Origin of the sequence: Xanthomarina sp. GH4-25, from assembly GCF_045363175.1 — a bacterium.
Taxonomy (GTDB): Bacteria; Bacteroidota; Bacteroidia; order Flavobacteriales; family Flavobacteriaceae; genus Xanthomarina.
In genome coordinates this window covers 527,104-547,827 of sequence record NZ_JBJFLO010000001.1, presented here as the reverse complement: position 1 = coordinate 547,827, position 20,724 = coordinate 527,104, and the positions used below count along the sequence as shown (strand labels likewise).

Annotated in this window: 17 protein-coding genes; 4 read left to right on the top strand and 13 right to left on the bottom strand. The window is 30.3% G+C overall.

The features are described 5' to 3' along the window. Positions 1-98: 98 nt before the first annotated feature. The 11 genes from ACI5KZ_RS02530 to ACI5KZ_RS02480 all read right to left on the bottom strand — a co-directional run bounded on the left by ACI5KZ_RS02530 (position 99) and on the right by ACI5KZ_RS02480 (position 13,345). Complete coding sequence (locus tag ACI5KZ_RS02530; protein ID WP_406846794.1) at positions 99-1,196, bottom strand: glycosyltransferase family 4 protein; 1,098 nt, start codon at positions 1,194-1,196, stop codon at positions 99-101. Positions 1,197-1,505: 309 nt separating this feature from the next. Then, positions 1,506-2,810: a glycosyltransferase family A protein gene (locus ACI5KZ_RS02525; RefSeq protein WP_406846793.1), complete on the bottom strand. Its 1,305-nt coding sequence runs from the start codon at positions 2,808-2,810 to the stop codon at positions 1,506-1,508. Between the two features lie 25 nt (positions 2,811-2,835). Next, positions 2,836-3,669, bottom strand: coding sequence for an FkbM family methyltransferase (locus ACI5KZ_RS02520; protein ID WP_406846792.1), 834 nt, complete (start codon positions 3,667-3,669; stop codon positions 2,836-2,838). Continuing rightward, complete coding sequence (locus ACI5KZ_RS02515) at positions 3,659-4,678, bottom strand: exostosin family protein (protein WP_406846791.1); 1,020 nt, start codon at positions 4,676-4,678, stop codon at positions 3,659-3,661. Before ACI5KZ_RS02515 ends, ACI5KZ_RS02520 begins: the two co-directional genes overlap by 11 nt. A gap of 4 nt (positions 4,679-4,682) precedes the next feature. Then, complete coding sequence (locus tag ACI5KZ_RS02510) at positions 4,683-5,858, bottom strand: glycosyltransferase (RefSeq protein ID WP_406846790.1); 1,176 nt, start codon at positions 5,856-5,858, stop codon at positions 4,683-4,685. After that, complete coding sequence (locus ACI5KZ_RS02505; RefSeq protein WP_406846789.1) at positions 5,855-7,033, bottom strand: glycosyltransferase family 4 protein; 1,179 nt, start codon at positions 7,031-7,033, stop codon at positions 5,855-5,857. Before ACI5KZ_RS02505 ends, ACI5KZ_RS02510 begins: the two co-directional genes overlap by 4 nt. A 17-nt stretch (positions 7,034-7,050) precedes the next feature. Then, positions 7,051-8,454 (bottom strand): asparagine synthetase B family protein, encoded by a 1,404-nt coding sequence (locus tag ACI5KZ_RS02500; protein WP_406846788.1) that lies wholly within the window; start codon positions 8,452-8,454, stop codon positions 7,051-7,053. Further along, a complete protein-coding gene (locus ACI5KZ_RS02495; RefSeq protein ID WP_406846787.1) occupies positions 8,444-9,520 on the bottom strand; it encodes a glycosyltransferase in 1,077 nt (358 codons plus the stop codon). The genes ACI5KZ_RS02500 and ACI5KZ_RS02495 overlap by 11 nt, the downstream gene beginning before the upstream one ends. Further along, positions 9,520-10,464: a glycosyltransferase family A protein gene (locus ACI5KZ_RS02490; RefSeq protein WP_406846786.1), complete on the bottom strand. Its 945-nt coding sequence runs from the start codon at positions 10,462-10,464 to the stop codon at positions 9,520-9,522. Before ACI5KZ_RS02490 ends, ACI5KZ_RS02495 begins: the two co-directional genes overlap by 1 nt. Position 10,465: 1 nt before the next feature. After that, complete coding sequence (asnB, locus tag ACI5KZ_RS02485) at positions 10,466-12,307, bottom strand: asparagine synthase (glutamine-hydrolyzing) (protein WP_406846785.1); 1,842 nt, start codon at positions 12,305-12,307, stop codon at positions 10,466-10,468. 15 nt (positions 12,308-12,322) lie between these two features. Continuing rightward, positions 12,323-13,345 carry a glycosyltransferase family 4 protein gene (locus tag ACI5KZ_RS02480; RefSeq protein ID WP_406846784.1) on the bottom strand — a complete coding sequence of 341 codons (1,023 nt, stop codon included), beginning with the start codon at positions 13,343-13,345 and terminating at the stop codon, positions 12,323-12,325. Between the two features lie 155 nt (positions 13,346-13,500). Between ACI5KZ_RS02480 and ACI5KZ_RS02475 the strand changes: the two genes are divergently transcribed. The 4 genes from ACI5KZ_RS02475 to ACI5KZ_RS02460 are packed head-to-tail and all read left to right on the top strand — an operon-like array spanning position 13,501 to position 17,897. Beyond that, positions 13,501-14,937, top strand: a complete 1,437-nt coding sequence (locus tag ACI5KZ_RS02475) for an MBOAT family O-acyltransferase (RefSeq protein ID WP_406846783.1) — start codon at positions 13,501-13,503, stop codon at positions 14,935-14,937. A 2-nt stretch (positions 14,938-14,939) separates the two neighbouring features. After that, positions 14,940-15,899, top strand: coding sequence for a hypothetical protein (locus tag ACI5KZ_RS02470; RefSeq protein ID WP_406846782.1), 960 nt, complete (start codon positions 14,940-14,942; stop codon positions 15,897-15,899). 23 nt (positions 15,900-15,922) lie between these two features. Then, on the top strand, positions 15,923-16,831 hold the full coding sequence (locus ACI5KZ_RS02465; protein WP_406846781.1) for a hypothetical protein: 909 nt from the start codon (positions 15,923-15,925) through the stop codon (positions 16,829-16,831). A gap of 34 nt (positions 16,832-16,865) precedes the next feature. Next, positions 16,866-17,897 (top strand): hypothetical protein, encoded by a 1,032-nt coding sequence (locus ACI5KZ_RS02460; protein ID WP_406846780.1) that lies wholly within the window; start codon positions 16,866-16,868, stop codon positions 17,895-17,897. 6 nt (positions 17,898-17,903) lie between these two features. Here the strand turns inward: ACI5KZ_RS02460 and ACI5KZ_RS02455 are convergent, their stop codons facing one another. Both ACI5KZ_RS02455 and ACI5KZ_RS02450 read right to left on the bottom strand, forming a co-directional pair. Beyond that, positions 17,904-19,148, bottom strand: coding sequence for a glycosyltransferase family 4 protein (locus tag ACI5KZ_RS02455; RefSeq protein ID WP_406846779.1), 1,245 nt, complete (start codon positions 19,146-19,148; stop codon positions 17,904-17,906). Between the two features lie 4 nt (positions 19,149-19,152). After that, entirely contained in the window at positions 19,153-20,718 is a 1,566-nt protein-coding gene (locus ACI5KZ_RS02450) for a glycosyltransferase (RefSeq protein ID WP_406846778.1), read from the bottom strand. Positions 20,719-20,724 lie beyond the last annotated feature (6 nt).

The window sequence follows — 20,724 nt, the reverse complement described above, 5'->3', positions numbered from 1 at the left end:
TTTAATGGTCTTACTTCGATTTGACTCAGTACAGGCATGCTATTCGCATTTAATCATTTCTTTGGGTGATAAAATTTTGATCATGCTCGATTCATCTCTTATGCTTCAATAATCTTGATATAGGGCTTTATAACATCTTCCCATCTATGGGTGTCTGCCCAATTTTTAGCTTCTATTTTATAGGTGTCATGAGCCTCTAAAATGTTTTTTAAAGCGTCTTGAAATTCTGATGCATTTTCATGAGCTACCAGACATCCCGATTTCCCATCTAAAATGGCATCTTCAATGCCACAGCCCTTAGAGCCTATGCTTGGTATTCCCAAGGCATTTGCTTCTATCAGTGCCATTCCAAAGCCTTCCACATCGCCTGATGCTGTTTCGGTACTTAACATCACAAACACGTCCATAACCTGTAACAAAGCTTGTAATTCGGCATCCTCGAGACGACCATGAAAAACAACGTGCTTAGCTACACCTAAGTCTTTCGCTATTTGTTTAAACCTTTTTGCTTCTGTTGGTAATCCCACACAATGATACTGAATTTTCGGATAAATCTTCAAGAGTTGTGGTAAGTGTTTAATCACCTGTAGCTGACCTTTCCTTTGAGTAACATTCCCTACAGTCATGAGTTGGGGATATCCCTGAAGGGCTCCATGGACAGGAACCACCGTTTGCCACTTTTTAACATCATACCCATTGGGAATCACTATGGTATTGAGGTTTAAATGCGAAACCAGACTTTGTGTGTACTGCGACACTGCTATGATGGTGGAAAATCGTTTTAAGGCGCTTTCAATACTCTTTTTTAGAAGGTACTTTTTAAAATTCACCTCAGAACCATGAATCACTGCTAGATAGTGTTTCTTATAAAACAAACTCACAAAAGCTACCATCCACAAGGAAAATTTTCCTGATGCTAAAACCACCTCGTTCGATTTAATCAACCTAAAAAGTAAAACCAGACGTTCCAGATACATCAAAATCCTAATAGACTTCCAGGTTACCCGTTGGACACCGAATTTCAATGACTGATCAAAACCCAATTCTTCCTCACCCGATTTTGAACGTTGGTCTGCTAAAACAGTCACACCATAGCCATGTATCTGAAGCTGTTCAGCAAGGTTAAACGCGTGATAGCCGATACCTCCTGGTTGTGGAGGGAATTCGGAGGTTACTATGAGGATGTTTTTGTTCAATACCTTATTTTATTCTCTATTTTTAATTTTTATCGTCATTACTTTATACCCTGTCATTGCGAGAAACGACGAAGGAGTGACGTGGCAAATGCAAAGCATTCACGAACTCCAACTTTTAAAAATAATATTGCGTGAGTAATCTCATGAAACTGAGAACAATTTTAATGACAGATTGCTTCACTGCGTTCGCAATCACAGCTAGCAATAGTTATTGTCATGCTAAGCCTGCCGAAGCATCTCTATCTTACAAACCCATAACTCCATAAAATTGCCACGGTCGTACCTCACTCACAATGACGGTTCAATTTTTTATTCTAGTTTTTCAATCAATGGTCCTTGCTTTAGTTTTTCACTTGCCAAGCGCCAAGACTTACACACTTGAAACAACACCAAAGGCAACAATAACAAAGAAACAAAAACGCCTAGAATCATCATGGGTTTATTCCTTTTAAATTGATAAGGCATGATAGATAAAGGCACGGTTCTTGATAAAGCAAACCTAGCTGCCTGGTTCCCAAAATAACTTCTATAGAAATACAATACTGATGGGATGGGTCTAGGGGCGAACCATTTTTTAGTTCTAAAAGCATCCCAACTGCCCATTTCCCTCAGGCCACCAGCATTTGCTTTTATATCTATACAAGCGGCCTTAGGATTTGATACACTACTAAAACTATACAAATAAGCCCTTAATCCAAATTCTCCATCTCCCATTCTTTGTTTTTCAAACTGCCTATCAAAAAGTCCTACTTTTTCAAAAACGTACTTGTAAAGCATAGCATTTCCTGTAGCAAATTGAGATGCTATCGAAAAAAAAGATCTATCATATGGTAATTGTTTCCCTAACGGATAAAAAACCCCAGCAGAAATGTCTGCTTTAAAATAATCCAAGCACTTTAAATGTGATGAAATCCAATCTTTATTAATCCTCACATCATCTTCACTTAAAGCAATTATATGTCCTTTTGCAACCTTAACTGCCGTATTTCTTGCTAACCATAAAGCTTTTTCTTGTTGTTTAATAACTTTTAGATTTAAATGAAAGTCCTTATAAAAGGATAAATTAAATAAATCTGATTGATCCACTATTATCACTTCAAAATTCTTATAATCTTGTTGTTCAAAATCCTTTAAAACATCCTTTAGATAAGTATATCTATTAAGGGTAGGTATTATAACACTTACCAAAGGGCTTTCCTTGATTAAAATTGATTGAAATGATTGCCAATCTTCATAGATTAAAGGAGACTTTAAATAATCACTCCGTTTTATTTGTCTCGTCTCATAAAACGCTTTTAATTCTTTAAACGGATTTTTGAAACTAAACAGCCTTATTAAAAGCACATAAAACACCCAAAATGCACTAAAATATTTTCTTATAAAAACATACTCATCATAAATTGGAACTTTCGAAATAGATTGGATGGTTTTTTCTTCTCCTATATACCCTTTATGAATTGCTTGCCAGGATGCATCATAGTTTTTAGCTTCAACACTTCTGTAACGACTATCTTCTTGTAATTGAGATTTCAAATTTGATGGAAAAAATTCCATATCAGGAAAAACATATCCTTTACTTTCTCTTTTTATAGAAAAATAGCTTGTAGGTTGCAAATATTTTAAAAAACTAAACAAGAAATTATAGTGATTTAGGTAATGGTGAATTTTGAGATACTCCTTTCAAATATTCTGGATAAGGTACTGATTCAGGCATCAATAATAAATGACATTTACCTCTATTTTTAATTGTTGAGGCTTCTTTTAATTCTTCCCCTGTTTTTAAATACCAAACTTTATACTTTGCTTTATTGCTCCAATCAATCATATGTTGACCTGCTTGTTCCATGCCTAAATCTTTTACATTGTGCATTTCAATAAAAAAAGCACATTGGGTTTCTTTAGCAACTTTAAGAGCCCCATCCATGACTAAAGTTTCAGCACCTTCAACATCAATCTTTATAAGGTCGGGTTTTAACTCATAAAAAGAATATAAATAATCTAATGTTACGGTCTTTACTTCAGTAAAACTTTGAGTTGCTGCAGCCGACTTTGCGTGAGATGCATGCATTGATCCAGCAGCACCAGAACCAATAGTGTAAAATTTTATGGAACTATTCTCTTCATTACTTACAAAACCTGAATAATAAAAAGATTTAAAGCCTAAATTATTTCCTACTAAATTTAAATGAGCTTCATTTAAAGCTTTTGGATTTGGATCCACTAATACATAAGGCTTTTTAGGATCCTGTATTAGTGCTAATAATGCTGTATAACCAACATTACAGCCAATATCGAAAATAACAGAACTATGTTGAGCCAAATAAAAAAACCAGGCATCATCTTGATCCACTGTATTCCTTATGGTTCCAGGAGTTGTTTTTAATGTGACTCCACATAAACTCGTGTTTATTAATTTATAATCGTTTCGTACTAATTTATATTTTATTCCAGTTAAAAGTTTCTTAATCTGCATTTAAAAAAGTATTAAAAAATGAATATAATTGTATGTGTTCTTTCCACAATTGCCTGTTTTTTAAAAAAAGTTGATTTAAAGATGTCTCATCATGTAAACTATGAAAGCCTGCTATTTTTTCAGCAATTAAATGCCTTTCATTATATTCTACCCAAACCACATGTTTTTCCCAATCAATAATGTGGCTTAAAGGTAACAAACAATCTGTATTTACAAAGACAGGTATCCTGCCCATAGCTAGGGTCTCGTAAAATCGAGTCGAGAAATTTCCTGCCCCTCTAACACATAAAATATAATCAGAGTTATTAATATTTTCATAAAACTCTTGAGTTGAGCTATGCTGGTCCTTTTCTAATGTAATTCCAGCTCTATACTTTTTTCTAATAATAAAATTACAAATAACATTATTAGATCTTTTTAAAGATTTTAAAATCTGAAAACGCAAATAAGTTGCAGACATTAATGGCTCTAAATCTCTATTTCCATAGCCAATAATTGATAACATATTTTTAAGACCTAATTTTAAATAATCTTCTATGTTATGTAAACCTAAACTTTTAGCTTGACCACAAAAACCTATTATCGCCTCTTTCGAATAAGGTTTATTAAATATTATCTCTTGATTGTAATGCTTTTTTAAAGGATCTTCTATAAAAACAGGTAACCCAACATGGTTTTCTGGTAATTTTGATTTATAACCACTTGCCCTAAACACTAAACCTTTATAGACTGAAGGAACTTTAACTCCAAAATCTCCAAACACGAAAGAAATAACCTGCTTTTTATTAGGTAATTGACTATAATACTCTAATACTTGAGCTATTTTATTACATCTATAATAATAATTCCAAGACATGGGTATAATTACAAAATCTGCCTTTTCTAACGACTCTGACATAGAAAAGTCTTCCGTCATATTCTGTGCTTCCTTAAGCAATGACTTTAATAACGGAAAGATGTGCCATCTAGCCGAATTATCAAAAAACTCTTTAGGGTAATAAAATGTCATGATGTTATTTAAAATCCTTATAAAATGTGATAAAAGCTACTTTTTGAAATTCTATTGTAAATTGCTCTTTAACACGTTTTTTAGCGTTACTAATTATTTCAACCTTGTCTTTATGCTCTAAATTTAATATATCTCCAATTTTTTTAGCTAACAATTTTGGTTGTCGCATTGGGACAATCCAACCTGTTTCTTCGTGCAACACATTCTCTGCCAACCCCTCTGCATTACTTACCACACATAGCAAACCCATGGATTGTGCCTCAAGAACGGCATTACAAAAGCCTTCTTGCACACTATATTGCAAATACAAATGAGAGGTATCTAATCTTTCTTTTATTTCCTCCTTTGCTAACTTTCCTGTAAAAGTAACATTATCTGTTAATCCCAATTGATATACAGTAAATTTTAAATATTCTAATTCATTACCATCTCCAATAATCGTATAAGTAAACGGAACTCCCTGCTCTTTCAATATCGCTAAAGCTTCCAAGGTATAATCCAAACCCTTTTTCCAATGCAATCTAGCTATTGTTATTATTTGAATTTCCTCTGCTTCAATTAAATGATCCAAATCTGTTCTAAAAAATTCAACATCAATGGCAGGTGTTATTTTAATAACTGGTGCTTGATCCTTATAATCATTCATATAAAGTAATTCTTTAATATCATCTGAAATTACATGAATTTTATCAACCACTTCCCATAGTCTGTCATAACAATTTGGATGCTTTATCGGATAAACTCCAATATCAAATCCACGGAAACTAACTGCCATTTTGCAACCAATGGCTTGTGATATATTTTCACGTCCTAATGCTAAAGTTCCAAACCCAAAATGTAACCAATCTAAATTTGATTTTAAAAATGGTGCATTTAAATAGATTTTTTTTAGGATATTTTTGAGTGAAGTTTTAGCTTGACGCTCAAGTCTATAAAATCTATAGACTTTTTTTAAATGTATTATTAAACTAAAGTAAGTTTTTATAACTTTAAAAGGTAAATAAAATTTATTTGTAGAAGAGCTTGGCAATTTTTCTATGTCGCACAAAGAGAAATCAGGAAAAACTTCCTGACAAAACAGGATAACATGATGCCCATTATTTTGTAATCCTAAAATTTTCGATGTAAAAAATGTTTCAGAATAACCAGGGGAAGATGAAAGTACAATGCCTATTTTCATATTATTCCTTTAACTATATCTCTATAAATATTTAAAAAACTTGAAATCATATATTTTTCAGAATGATTCTCTTCTATTTTAATCCTTGCCTTTTTGGTCATCACATGATACCTGTCAAGAGTCATCTCTGATACTTCAAAAATTCTATCTGCCATGGCATCAACATCCCTTACAGGTATTAAAAAACCTGATTCTGCATGATCTACAACTTCATTCATGCCACCACAATCTGTAGAAATCACTAAAGTCCCTAGAGCCATAGCTTCTAAAACTACATTTGCAATACCTTCTTCAATACTTGGTAACAATAAAACATCAGCCGTTTTCAATTTTTCTATTACTGCTTCAAATTCTAAAGGTTTAACAAAAGTAACATGTTGTTCTAATTCTAATTTTTTTTGCTGAAATAGTAATGGTTCATCAGTCTCAATTCCTATAATGGTATAGTGAAAATTCAAATTTTTCTTTTTTAATAAGAACATGGCATCAAGAGCATATTGATATCCTTTAGCAAAATGAGGACGCCCAATTGATACTATATTTAAATGTTTATTAACAGAATCTTTTGGCACATATTTTAAAGCTTCTAGAGGCAAACCACTTTTCACTACTTTTATTTTCGATTCTGAAACCCCATACTTTATTGTTTCTTTTGCTATAGATTGTGATACTGCATGAAACAAATTAACCTGTGGAAATAATTTTAAATATTGTTCATCTAAAACGCTATCAGCTTTTGGACTTATAGTAATATGAGTGCCTCTTAAACTAACAATTAATTTCATTCCAAAATCTTGAACCCAAATCCAATCTGCTAGACTTTTCACCCACTGTAAATGAAAAATATCTGGTTTGTAATATAATACGGGATAATATTTTAATTGTAACATAAATCTAGACCCTCTATTAGATGCAATAAACCTATCCAGCTTTTTTTTATCACTCCTATTAAATAGACTCAATAGTATGGTATACTTAAACAAACGCAAAGATTTATTTATTTTATTTCCATACGTATGGTACTTAATATATTTGGAAGGATTAGGCTTTCCAGTGTTTTTACCAAAAATCAATACTTCAATCTTTTGATTTGCTATTCCATCAATTAACCTTTCAATAAAAGTGGTACTTTTACTTACCCCAGAATAAATAGCAATCTTTAATTGATTTTTCAAAATATTATAATATCCTTTTAATTCTTAAGTTGCTTTGTTGAAAACACAGATAACGTTAATAACATACTTACAGCATGAGAATAATAAACAGCATCTTCTTCTTTAAACAACTTGTAATATTGTTCTCTAATATCTCTTGATACTAAAACATCAAAAGATGTATTATCAAATAACCAGTTTCTTAATGCCTGGTCATTTGATTGTCCTAAAAACTGTAATTCCCAGTTTCGTTGAATGAAGGGGTCCCTATTAACCAATCGCTTCATTTTATTTAAAACACGATAGGGTAAATTCCATGGGATTTTATTATATGAATAGTTATATAAGTTAAATGGACGATGTGCTTCCCATGTTAGTTTAGCCAATTCTGGCATACGCTTTTTAATATATGCTATTTGAATTTGTCTTCCAGCCAGATAGCGTTCAGGTACGGCACATATAAATTCACACATGCGATTATCGTAATATGGTAAACTTATAGGATGTACAGAATCAAAAATCCTTAGGTTAATACTGGTCCACCTAGGAGCCCAATATAAACTTTTAAAAGCACGGATCTGTGCATTGGCATTGTCTTTTATATTAATAGATTGCAACAAAGTTAAAATTCTAGTTTTTAAATATATTTTAAAATCTCCTTTTAACCCCCAAGAATCCCAAAGCGATAGTGCCAATTCCAATCCCCCCTTTTTAATAATCTTTTTCAGTATAACATCTACTTGCCCCTCTATAGATAAATCATCGTCAACTCCCATATCATCAAATAAAACATCTCCCCAATGTCCCAAACTAAAAACATCTCCCATTTTAGAATATCTATCCACACAAGCCATCTGCCTAGAATGTGTAAACTCAGAATAACATTGAGTCATATTGGCTAATGCATCTATTGAGTTCCATAAATAACCGTTAGGAATTTCTAAAGCTTCAAAAGGAAAATGACATAATGAAGCTATTTGTTTACTATATTTAGTTTCATCATGCCCTCCTTTAAAGGCATAACTGTATACATGAGGCTTTATACCCAAATGTTTTAATGCGATTGCTTGAGTTCTACTATCTAAACCTCCAGACAATGGTAAAATAACCTGTTTGTTATCTGATTGTTCTTTAACAATACGCTCAAATAATACAGCAAATTCATCTACTATTTTTTCAAAGGATCTTTCAAGAGGCTTATAATGCCAATTAAAATATGGGGTTTCTGATAATACCGTTTGTGAATCTTTATCAATTAAATAATTACAAGCAGGCTTTAGAGCTTTTTGTTCAGTATAATAGCTGTCTTGATCTAAAAAAAAACCAGTGGCAGCAAAAAAACAAATAGCCTCTTTATCAAGTGTTTTCTTTTCACCAACAAAGCTTTGAGCTATTGGAATTATGTCAGTAGTTAGTTTATATGTATTTTTATTATTCTGCAAGTTTTAAATATAAGTTTTCATGCGATTTGATAAAAGCATGTAATGAAAATTGTTTTATACAATAATGCCTAAGCTCTTTACCTATTACATTCCTCTCTATTGAGGATTTGGAATACATCTCAAGAATTTTTTGGCTTAATTGCTCTATATTTTCAGATTCAAATAACAAACTATTAAAATCTTTTAATACATAATTTATTCCTGAAATATCACTTCCTAAAACAGGCGTTTGCATAGACATGGCCTCAACTAATGCCATAGGCATTCCTTCTTTTTTGCTAGAAATAATATAAAGGTCGGCTTGAGCTAAAAAAGGTCTAACATCGGACTGTTTCCCCAAAAAAGTAATTTGATTTTCTAAGCCCAAATTCATTACTAGCTGTTCTAAATAAGCTGCATATTTTGTTTGCTTATCTCCAATAACTTCTAAATATATGTCAGTTTTATTTGTTTTTTTTATTGCTTCTATTAGGGTTTCAATGCCTTTAACTGGCACTAAGTTGGCTACAGTAATTATTTTAAAAAATAATGCGTTTTCTGTTTTTGGAAATAAATCTGGATGATAATGCGATGTATCTAACCCAAATGGGATTAATTTTTTTTGTATTTTATATGGAAAAAATTCATCCATATCTGTATTAACTGTAATAATAAAATGACTTAAAAAACTACGTAACTTCCAGTGTATATGGCCCCAGCTCATCGCTTTTTTAGTGTAAACAAATTTACTCCCTGCCCATCTAGTAGCCAACACCTCAGTCCAATCACTACTCCAATGCCATGAGTGAACAATATCAATAGACTGTTCTTTTAAAAATTTTTTAAAAGGTTTTATTCTAGAAAACAACTTGTAATATGGCCTTAATTGAAAGGTCGTATCCATCAAATAAACAGGTAAATTAAGCGCCTTAATTTCTTTGAAAAAAAAACCTCTATCATGCTTACAAACAATTAATACGTCAAACACATTTTTATCTAATCCTTTTGCTAAATCATAAAGAACTCTACCACTTCCAGCCGTATTAAAATTGGGTATTGTAAATAATATTCTTATTTTTTTTGACATTAAGTATTCATTTCTGTTTTAAAAAAATAGCGATTCAATTTTAAAAACATCCTGTTTGATAAGCAATTAAACTGGAACAAATATAAAAGTATCCAAGCTATTATATACAACCTAAAGCTGAAATAGTGCTTTTTATAAAACATCTTTAGAACAGGTTTTACATATTTTACTTGAGTTCGATTATTGGATCTCTCCAAGTACTTAACACACATAAAATAATATGATCTTATTAAATGCTTCTGAGTGTTAGTTAAATTATCAAAATCAATTAGCTTATTAATAAAATAAGAGACTGATGTACATACAGGTGCTACAAAGTTATTCCTGTCTCTTATTGGCTTCACATGATAATAAAAATCAATTAAATTATCCTTAACTTGAAAATAGTTACTACTTGATAAGGCTCTTATAACTAATTCAACATCTTGCAATCTTTTAAGTTCTGTATTAAAAGCTCCAATTTTTAATAAAAATGATTTTTGCCATAACACTGATGTGGTTTGCCATAGAAAATTGGCATTAAGAAAAGCGTCTAGATACTTAGTGGTTTTAGGTTTGGAAAGTATGTGCTCTCCATTTTCATTAACTACTACCATATTATTAAACACTACAAAGTCTAACACATCAATATCTCTGTTTTTTACAAAATCTATTGAAATACTATCGTCTGAATCCAAAAACACCAAATGATTAAAGCTACTTATTGATAGCCCTAAATTCCTACATACCGAAGCATTGGTTTTTTTTATTTGAAATTGTAATTTTATTCTTGAATCTGATACCTCTTTAAAAAATAATTTAATTTTATTTACTTGATGTTCACTAGAATTATCATCAACAATAATCCATTCCCATGTATCTAAAGTCTGACCTATTAATAGCTTATAAATATTTTTAAGTCCTTCAAAATTATCGAAATGTGGCGTGATGATGCTTAAGCCCATACTATACTAATTTATTATTAATAGCCCATTTTTGCCAAGCGTACAAGTGCCAAAGCCCCCAAGGATCTACTTTTTTTGTTTGACTATAAAAGCCATTAACAACTGATTTTAAGTAGTCTTGATTGATATATGTTTCTCCATAAAAAGGTGTTTCTATAACCGTTTTAATAAAATCATTTTTTAAATCATTTTTTAACCACTCTTCTATTGGTACTGAAAATCCTTTTTTTTGTTTAACAACTTTTTCAATTGGAATCATTTGATATAAATCGTCTTTTAAAATAAGTTTAGGTCTATCATGTGTAATTGTAAACTCAGATAAGACTGTTTGGCTAAATTGCAGCATGTTCTTATCTAAAAAAGGCACTCTTACTTCTAAACTATTTGCCATACTTGTTAAATCTACTTTTCTTAGGGTACGTTGCATATGCGCAAAAAATTCATTTTTTCTTAAATATTGCAACACATTGGCTTTATTAAGTTTTCCTTTATAAGTATATATCCTTAATAATTCCTTTGAAAAATTATAATTAGGCATAAAGAAATCAAGTTCTGTAAAGTGTGTTTGTTTATTTAAGATCCAATCTGAAAATGACTTAGTAATTGTTAAAGCTGAAGATAGTTTTTTATTTCTTTTTTTTGCAAATGGCACCATTATTTTACGCATCCATAATGGATATTTAAACCAATGACTTTGATTTAAAGATTTTCTAAATCTAGGGTAACCCCAAAACAATTCGTCACCTCCATCTCCTGATAACATAACTGTTGCATGAGTTTTCGCTTCTTTTGTTGTTAAAAATGTTGGTACTGAACTATAATCACCAAACGGTTCTGGCATAGCTTTAAAATGTGCATCTACATGCTTCAACAATTCTTTCGTATTTGTTTTAGCTACAATATGGGTAACATCTAGGTGCTCTGCATATGTTTTTGCATCTTCAGATTCATCAAACACTGTATCACTAATACCAAAAGTAAATGCCCTTAAATCTGCTTTATATTTTTTGGCATAAGCAGTAATTAAAGTACTATCATATCCTGAACTTAAAAACGTAGCTAAAGGGACATCAGAAACAAGTTGTTGCTTTATAATGTTATCCATACAATTAGAAAATCTTTCACGGGTTTCTTTTATAGAATCAAGAAGTTTTGGATCTACAGTCCATTTACAGTAATAGGTTTTACTTATAATATCCATGCATTCTAAATCCCAAACAATTAATTGGCCAGGCTCTACTTGATAAATATTCTTAAAAATGGTATTAGGTGCAGACATGTAGCCTAATCCAAAAAACTCCTTCATAATGTCTGGTCTCAATTCCTTATTTTCAAAAGAAGGGTGTTTAAAAATTTGATCGAATTGTGAGGCGAACAAGATCTCCTTATCACATAGTCCATAATACAAGGGTTTTATTCCAGAAAAATCTCGTATTAAATATAGTTTTTGAGTTAAAGTATCCCAAATTGAAATAGCAAACATGCCATTAAGTGCTTCTACAAATGCATCAATAGGTATTTTTTCTAAAAGATGCACCAGAATTTCACTATCAGAAGTTGATCTTAGCGCATCATCATTAATTTGATGTTTTAATTGTAAATCTTTGTAGTTGTAGATCTCCCCATTAAATACCATAGCAAATCTGCCCGATGGACTTAGAATGGGTTGCATGCCATTCTCTGAAACATCTAGAATAGCAAGCCTGTTAAACCCAAGCTGACAGTTGGCATCTTTCCAAACTCCTTGTTGGTCGGGGCCACGTTGTTTACTCAAATCCAAGAGCTCTTTAAAACTATTTTCCTTTAATAATTTTGGAGATACTTCACCTAAAAATCCACACATATCTACATTTCAAATTTAGGACAAGATAAAATCTTCTGTTGTTTTAGCAATAACTTTCCAATCATATTTTATTGCTAAGGCTCTTTGTTTTTTACTTATGGATTCAAGAAACTCATCATCTTGCAAAAGTCTCACAATGTAAGCAGAAGACGCCTGTAAATCTTCAGTTTTAAAAACAGGAATACCACTCTCACGTGGTATATAATCTGTTACTGCTCCAACCTTATTAGTTATTAATGGACAACCACAAGCTAAAGCCTCTAATATAGAATTTGACGCCGTACAATCTATTAAAGATAGCAACAAACCTTTTGATTCTTGATAATAAGATAATAATTCGGAATCAGACACCTTATTGGTTATCACTTCAACATTTTTTATTGAGGCATAAATGTGCTTGTTTTCAGGAGTTATTAAAACAAGGAAACTTGTTAAAATCTGCTTGTTTACTTCTTCAATTATTGCTAAGTTTCTAACATGATCTCTATGAGAGACACCTATCAATAAAATTTGATTCTTTCTTACTTGTTGTTCATCATATCTAAAATACTGGGTATTTATCCCATGTGGTATAAACTTAATTTCTGCTTGTGTGTATTGTTGTAAGTAGCTTATTTGGTTAGAACCCATAACAATTATCTTGTCTAAGGCACCTAACACTTCCTTTCGTTGATATCCCATTCTTTTGTCTAGTTCATATGGTGGATGATGAAAGGTGGCTATTAGCTTGTTTTTCTTTAAATTAAATGGGAATTTTTTTATGTTATGTAAATAATAATAATCCATATCTCCATACAGAACATGAATGTTTTTTTTCTTAAAAATCTTAAATAAGAACTGCCACTCTTTAATAACTGTGTCGCTTTTATAATTTTTTAATTGCGTTTTGCTTGCAAAAAACTGAATAAACCGGTAGGGCAAAAAATATTGTTTTCCTATGTTAAAGGGCACATTAATAAAATCTAAAAGACGTTCGTAACCTGAAAAAGCACCATGACGCGACCAGTTTTTAGTTAATGCATAGAATTGATTCTTCATAAATGGTTAATATATTGTGCTAATTATAGCAAAATGTAAGCATAAACCGTAAATTTAAAATAATCTATGCTAACTAAGAATTTAATAGAACATTATCTATTTAACATTTTTGTATTAGATTAGCAAAAGAAACATAAAATTCCATACCATTATTTATGCTTTTTAATTCTCTAGATTTTGCTATTTTTCTACCCATTGTTTTTATTCTATACTGGTTTGTTTTTAATAAACAAATTAAAACTCAAAATATACTTATTGTCCTTGCTAGTTATGTTTTCTATGGCTGGTGGGACTGGAGGTTTCTTAGTTTAATTCTATTTAGCACCATCATTGATTACCTTGTTGGACTAAAAATGTCTGAACAACAGAATAAGAAAAAAAGAAAAGCCTTACTCTGGATTAGTATTTTAGTAAACCTTGGATTTTTAGGATTCTTTAAATACTATAACTTCTTTTTAGATAATTTTATTACAGCCTTTTCGTTTTTTGGAACCGAAATAAATGCACGTTCATTAAATATTATATTACCCGTTGGTATAAGCTTCTATACATTTCAAACCTTAAGTTATAGCATGGATGTGTATAGAAAAAAATTAGAGCCTACTAAAGACTTTATTGCCTTTGCTGCTTTTGTTAGTTTCTTTCCTCAATTAGTTGCTGGACCAATAGAAAGAGCTACCAATTTATTACCTCAATTTTATAAGCGTAGACGTTTTGAATATAACAAAGCTGTTGATGGTCTGCGCCAAATACTATGGGGCTTGTTTAAAAAAGTGGTGATTGCCGATAATTGTGCCGAATTTGCTAATATTATTTTTAATAATTCTGACACCTATTCTGGTAGCACCCTAGTATTAGGTGCTGTATTTTTTGCTTTTCAAATTTATGGAGATTTTTCTGGGTATTCAGATATTGCTATTGGAACTTCAAGATTGTTTGGTTTTAATTTAAAACAAAATTTTGCCTTCCCTTATTTCTCAAGAGATATGGCAGAATTCTGGCGTAGATGGCACATATCGCTTTCTACCTGGTTTAGAGATTATCTGTACATTCCTTTAGGTGGTTCTCGGGGCTCTAAAACTAAAGTCATTAGAAACGTCTTTATCATATTTCTAGTCAGTGGCTTCTGGCATGGAGCTAATTGGACATTTATTGTTTGGGGAGCTTTAAATGCCCTCTATTTTTTACCCCTTTTATTATCAAATAAAAACAGACATCATATAGACATTGTAGCCAAAGGCGCCATTCTACCAACACTACAAGAAAGTTTTAAAATATTAATAACTTTTGGTTTAACCACTCTAGCTTGGGTGTTTTTTAGAGCCGAAAATATCACTCATGCTTGGTCTTATCTTTCTAACATTGCAAGTAAGTCATTATTTACCATACCAGAAATTAGACCTACGTATATATTTCTTTTACTTATTTTTTTCCTAGTTATTGAATGGAAAGGAAGAGAGAGTTTATATGCTTTGGAACATATGGGTTTAAAATGGAAAAAACCTTACCGTTATGCATTTTACTATTTACTTCTTTTTATTATTTTTTGGTATAGCAGAAATGAGCAAGAATTTATTTACTTTCAGTTTTAAATATGAAACAATTTATATTAAACATATTAATTTTTATATTTCCAATTCTTATCGTGCTTTACCCTTTAGATATAGCATTATCTAAGTCCTTATCTAAATCTACCAAATACCCTGGAAACTATACGGCCTGGAATGATATTTATGCAGGAACAGTCAAGTCTGATATTTTAGTCTTTGGGTCCTCAAGAGCAACCCATCATATAGATCCAAAAATCATGGAAGACGCTTTAGGTTTAAAAACCTATAATTTTGGTGTTAATGGACATGGCTTTTGGATACAACATTTAAAATATTTAGAATACCTTAAAAACAATCCCCATCCTAAACACATTTTCATAGTTGCAGACTGGTTTACTTTAGAAAAAAGACCAGACCTCTATCAATACAACCAATTTTTGCCTTACATGCTATGGAATACCAATATTAAAAACTACACACAATCGTATCAAGGCTTTACGTATCTAGATTATTATATTCCTTTATTACGTTATTATGGCAATACAACGGCTAAAGACCATGCTTTTAATTATGCTTTAAAAGACAAAGAAAAAATAATCCCTTACAAAACTAAAGGCTATAGAGCTGGTCCAACAGATAAAAGTAAGAGCGAGACATCTGAAAACATCTCTTTAAACAACACTTATTATTCGGCTAAAATAGATTCTTTAACGGTAAACTTATTAAACAACTTTCTAGAACACTGCAGTAAAAACCATATTCAGGTAACTTTTGTCTATACCCCAGAATATATTGAAGAACAAAAATTTATTAAAAACAGACAAGAAGCCATAAACATTTATAAAGAGCTTTCTAGCACATACCATATTCTATATTTAGATTATTCTAGTAGTCCAATAAGCAAGAATAGAAAGTACTTTAATAGCACCATGCATCTAAACCAAGAAGGTGCTGAATTATTTACAAAAACATTAGCCCACGATTTTATATTAGAAAATAAATAGCAGATACATGTAAAGACACCACCATGATAAAGTTTATAAAAAATAACATTCTTTTTAGTTTTTACTTTGCTTCTGGTCTTGTCTTGCTTATTAGTTTAACAAACCTATTTATACAAAAAAAAGCCGATTTTAAACTTAAAAACAATATTAAATATGTGGTTTTTGGGAATTCGCATCCAGAGTGCGCCTTTAATGATAGTTTAATTTCTAACTTTAAAAACCTAGCAGATTCAGGAGAATCTTATTTCTACACCTATCAAAAAGCAAAACAAGTATTAAAACAAAATCCACAAATAGAAACTGTATTTATAGAATATTCCACAAGTAATATAAACAAATCTGAAGATGAAAAAATTTGGAATAACACGCATTTAAACTTTCATTTTCCAAGGTATTCAGCTTTTATTAACCTACCAGACAATTTGTTTTTGTTTTCCAAAAACGCCAATACCTATTTAAAAACACTCCCAATTTCTTTAAAGTATAAACTAACTCGAATAATTACTAATAATTACGAATTTATTAATGCTACTGGTGGCTATACTTCTTTAGATAAAGAAGTATCAGATTCTTTAATAAAAACTATAAAAACACCTGCAAAATTACTTAATAGCCATTTAAATAATCTGTCTATTATTAATATGGAATATCTAGAAAAAACAATAAAACTCTGTACAGAATACAACAAAAAAGTATATTTAATAAGAACCCCTTATCATAAAAAACATTTTGAAAATGCCTTTGAAGCAGATTATCAAAAAATAAAAAATATTAAATTTAAAAATATTCCGTTACTAGATTTTATAGACTTTAATCTTAAAAATCAGGAGTTTGCAGATTTACAACATCTTAACAAAAAAGGAGCTAATAAGTTTTCCTTATGGTTTGACAGCCAGTTAAAAAATATGTCTTTGTTTAATATCAAAAAATAAATACAAAAAACACAATCATCAACGAAATTTATTTATGAAGGTATTTTTAAAAAAAATATTGTTTTTTTCTTTACTCTTATTTATATTAATTTCAATTAGATTTATTTTTTTACCATACTATTTTGGTAATGATATTTATGCTTCCAAAATAAAGCAATTTGAATATAGCCCAAAAACATATAATACTGTTATTTTTGGCTCAAGTAGATTATATAGACAAATAAATCCTACTCTCCTAGACTCAATTTTAAATAAAACAAAAACATATAATTTTGCTACACCTGCAACTTATTATCCAGAATCTTTATATTTATATGAATCTTTTATAGATAATTTAGAGACCAATAAAATAAATTATGCTTTTGTAGAAATTCAACATCTTGAACTATTTAAAAATAATGCTAAAACTTTAAGAGGAAACTATTGGAATACATTGCCTTCACTATTAAAATGTTTAGACTTTATTAATAACTCACATTATTCAGACAACAAAAAACATCGATTAAAACAAACTTATTATTATAGCTTTATTAATAGAATCATTGACTTTTCTTCAATTAACAAGATTTTAAATAGCAATAAAGTAAATACAGGAGTAAATGGCTTTTATTCCCTTGAAAAAGAAATGTCGGACAAAACAGAAAACTTTAATGATTTATTAAAACGTAATAATTTGATTAAATCTGATACAATTATTTTAAATAATCTAGTTCAATCTGCAATTAAATTAGATTCCATACAATTAATAAAATCTAATTTAAATTTAGCTTATTTTAATGAATTAACAAGATTGATTAAAAAATCAAAAGTAAAAGGAATTAAGCTTATTTATATATTACCCCCAAGACTTAATTTAGAATATTATAAAGAATTAATACCTGTTTGTGAAAAACTCCCTCAATCAAATATAATTAATCTAGCTTCATATAAATTATATAAAAATTTATATGATAAAAAATATTCTTTCGATTTTGATCATTTAAACGATAAAGGTTCAGAAATATTCACAAAACTTATTGCGTACCGAACTCTAAATATTTTAGAGGATTTTACAGTTAATGAATGATATTATCTAAAATTCATTATAGATTTCAATAAGTTTTTCTATTAAAACAGAATTATCATAATATTGTTCAACAAATTGTCTCCCTTTTTTACCCATGTTTATTTTTAACTCTTGATTAAGGATAAGTTTTTCAATTGCTTTAACAAATTCTTCTACATTATTCTCATTAACTACAAATCCTGTTTTACCTGGAATCAATCCATATTTCATACCCCCAACATTAGAAACCACTACAGGTAATTCCATAGATTGTGCTTCCTGTATAACCAAACCTTGAGTTTCTGCCCTTCCAGTTTTTGTATCATGACGTCCAGGTAACAAAAAAACATCAGCTTGCTCAAAAGACAATTTCAGGTCAGCTTGTGATTGGTTTCCATATAAAAAAACTGCATCCTGTAAATCTAAATCAATTATATCCTCTTTCAATTTATCTCGTAACATCCCTTCTCCAATTATATGCAACCTTACCAGATTATGCCCTAATTCATGCAGTTTTTTTACAATTTTAACTGCTAAGTCTGGCCCTTTTAATGAAATTAGCTTTCCACAAAACAATATGTTAAAACAAGGTGTTTCTTTTTTTGAAGAGGTTTGTTTAAAAAAAGTAGTGTCTAACCCAACAGGTAAAATATAACAAGGTGTTTTATTTATATTAACCTGTTGAAGCAGGTTTTCAAGATAAGGCGTATTAACTGTAAAAGCATTCGCTTGATTTAAGATGTGTTTATAAGATGCTTGATAATCCTTTAATGTATTTGGCACCAAATCATACCCATGAAACGTTGTTATTAGCTTTACTTTATTAGGTATGATGCCTTTATCTTTTAAATAAGCGATCCTTTCGCCATTCATACCAAAATGAGCATGAATAATCTTAAAAGTATAAGGAAGCAAAAACCATTGTGCTTCAAAAAACAACTTTAAAGTATAGGCATCTTTGCAATAACTAAAAATATTTAGTGTTTTAAAAAAACGTGACCACACAATCTCATTTCTATTGTGCCAAGTCCAAAAAATAAACGACTTAAATCTACGCCATTTAGAAACGGGTGGTTTAATAAAATAATGTACTTTATTAAGTAAATCGTGCTTTAATAAACTGTTATGTATTGGAATATTTTCAACTTGATTGTAAGCAAACAAGGTAACACCATATCCCTGATCAATCAAAGCATTTATTTGGTTAACAATAAATGTTTCAGAAACCGAAGGAAAATACTTTACTACAATTGCAACTTGTTTGACTTTCATTCATTTAAAAAATTTTTTTCCTATAAAAGTAAAAATCTGCCATAGAGGTATTATTAGGGTCAGCCTCATTAAAAGGATACCTATTCTCTAAAAACAACATCAAGTCCCAAGTATTTGATACGTTTGCTTCTATCCAATCGGTAAATTTTCGACATTTTACATGAGCCGTTAATTGCTTGTTATAGTTACTAGAATATATAATTACAAACTTATTCGAGGTGTCAAACAAACGACTCATATACTCATTAAAAACAGAATCTTCCACTAAGTGATATATAACATCTAAAGATAGTACCAAATCTGCTTTTATAGAGTTTTGTTCTTTATTAAAGCTACTATAAAAAGATTTTGATTGGTCAACTTTAAATTTACTTCGACATATTTCTAAGGCCTTTTCAGATACATCAAAACCAATATACTTTGGATAATTTGCCAGACTTAGTTGATTACCATCTCCACAGCCATATTCAATAACGGTTTGAATGTTTTCTTTAGCTACAAAAGCATTTAAAATCTCAGCTTTAAAATTGGCTAATCTGCCATAACTTCCAGCTCCAGAATTTTTATTAGCCACATATCTGTCTTCCCAATATTTTCCAGAACTCTCAAACGCTTTTGAGCGTTTTCTTTTTTTTATAAAAGACTTTATATAAGAGGTTACTTTATTTAATTTTATCATTTCCTTAATCATTTTCTTAAAAAACCCAAAGTCCTTCATTTTAGAAGCAAAGCTTATAGTTTTAACCATAGCTTTAATAATTTGGTTGTTTTGTATAAGTTGCTTGATGTAATTAGTTGCAAAATAATAATACTTAATCTTTAAAGCTAAAATACTGTTATTATTTGCATATAATTCGCGATAACACATAACGGCCATTTTAGCTCTTTCTAATTTCGAGGCAGAAGAATACACACCTGTATCAAGAGTTCTATAAACTGCACTATCGAAATTTAAACAAATACCAGTTCCATTTTTTAATAACTCGGTATATAAATAAATATCTCTAAAATGCTGATATTTTTTTATGGTTTCCATATTAATGGCAGAGGCCTTAAACATTAGGGTAAGTGTTCCTCCATACCAGCCTTTGGTAAACATCTCAAAATCAAAAATAAGGTGCTCTTCATTCTTAAAGAAATGTTTGTTTTTATCGGTTAATTCTAAGTTTTCTTGTAAAGTTAAAAAGCGAGTAAAGCAAAATACAACTACTGGTTCTGCTTCTAAAAAATCAACCTGTTTTTGTAATTTTAATGGGTCAGACCAATAATCATCTCCTTCAAGCATAGCTATATAAGTAGCATCACTTTTTAAACACAAATCGTAAACTTGAAAAGCATTATTTGTTGGCCCCAAATTGTTTTTATTCGCAACCAATGTTATTTTACCTGGATAAGACTCTTGAAGTTGTTTACAAATTTGTGCTGTTTTATCGGTAGAACAATCTTCACCAATAAAAAGGTGAAAATTAAATGAAGTTTGTTGCATCATTACAGATGTAATGGCTTGTTCTACATATGCTTCTTGATTATAGGTTACCATCCAAACAGCAACCTTTAAATCCTCCTTCATTATTAA

Bases quoted from the DNA above. Each gene is read 5' to 3' on its own strand.
- ACI5KZ_RS02520 (WP_406846792.1), bottom strand. From the start codon at position 3,669: ATGCAGATTAAGAAACTTTTAACTGGAATAAAATATAAATTAGTACGA.
- ACI5KZ_RS02515 (WP_406846791.1), bottom strand. From the start codon at position 4,678: ATGACATTTTATTACCCTAAAGAGTTTTTTGATAATTCGGCTAGATGG.
- ACI5KZ_RS02510 (WP_406846790.1), bottom strand. From the start codon at position 5,858: ATGAAAATAGGCATTGTACTTTCATCTTCCCCTGGTTATTCTGAAACA.
- ACI5KZ_RS02495 (WP_406846787.1), bottom strand. From the start codon at position 9,520: ATGTCAAAAAAAATAAGAATATTATTTACAATACCCAATTTTAATACG.
- ACI5KZ_RS02490 (WP_406846786.1), bottom strand. From the start codon at position 10,464: ATGGGCTTAAGCATCATCACGCCACATTTCGATAATTTTGAAGGACTT.
- asnB (WP_406846785.1), bottom strand. From the start codon at position 12,307: ATGTGTGGATTTTTAGGTGAAGTATCTCCAAAATTATTAAAGGAAAAT.
- ACI5KZ_RS02480 (WP_406846784.1), bottom strand. From the start codon at position 13,345: ATGAAGAATCAATTCTATGCATTAACTAAAAACTGGTCGCGTCATGGT.
- ACI5KZ_RS02475 (WP_406846783.1), top strand. From the start codon at position 13,501: ATGCTTTTTAATTCTCTAGATTTTGCTATTTTTCTACCCATTGTTTTT.
- ACI5KZ_RS02470 (WP_406846782.1), top strand. From the start codon at position 14,940: ATGAAACAATTTATATTAAACATATTAATTTTTATATTTCCAATTCTT.
- ACI5KZ_RS02465 (WP_406846781.1), top strand. From the start codon at position 15,923: ATGATAAAGTTTATAAAAAATAACATTCTTTTTAGTTTTTACTTTGCT.
- ACI5KZ_RS02460 (WP_406846780.1), top strand. From the start codon at position 16,866: ATGAAGGTATTTTTAAAAAAAATATTGTTTTTTTCTTTACTCTTATTT.
- ACI5KZ_RS02455 (WP_406846779.1), bottom strand. From the start codon at position 19,148: ATGAAAGTCAAACAAGTTGCAATTGTAGTAAAGTATTTTCCTTCGGTT.
- ACI5KZ_RS02450 (WP_406846778.1), bottom strand. From the start codon at position 20,718: ATGAAGGAGGATTTAAAGGTTGCTGTTTGGATGGTAACCTATAATCAA.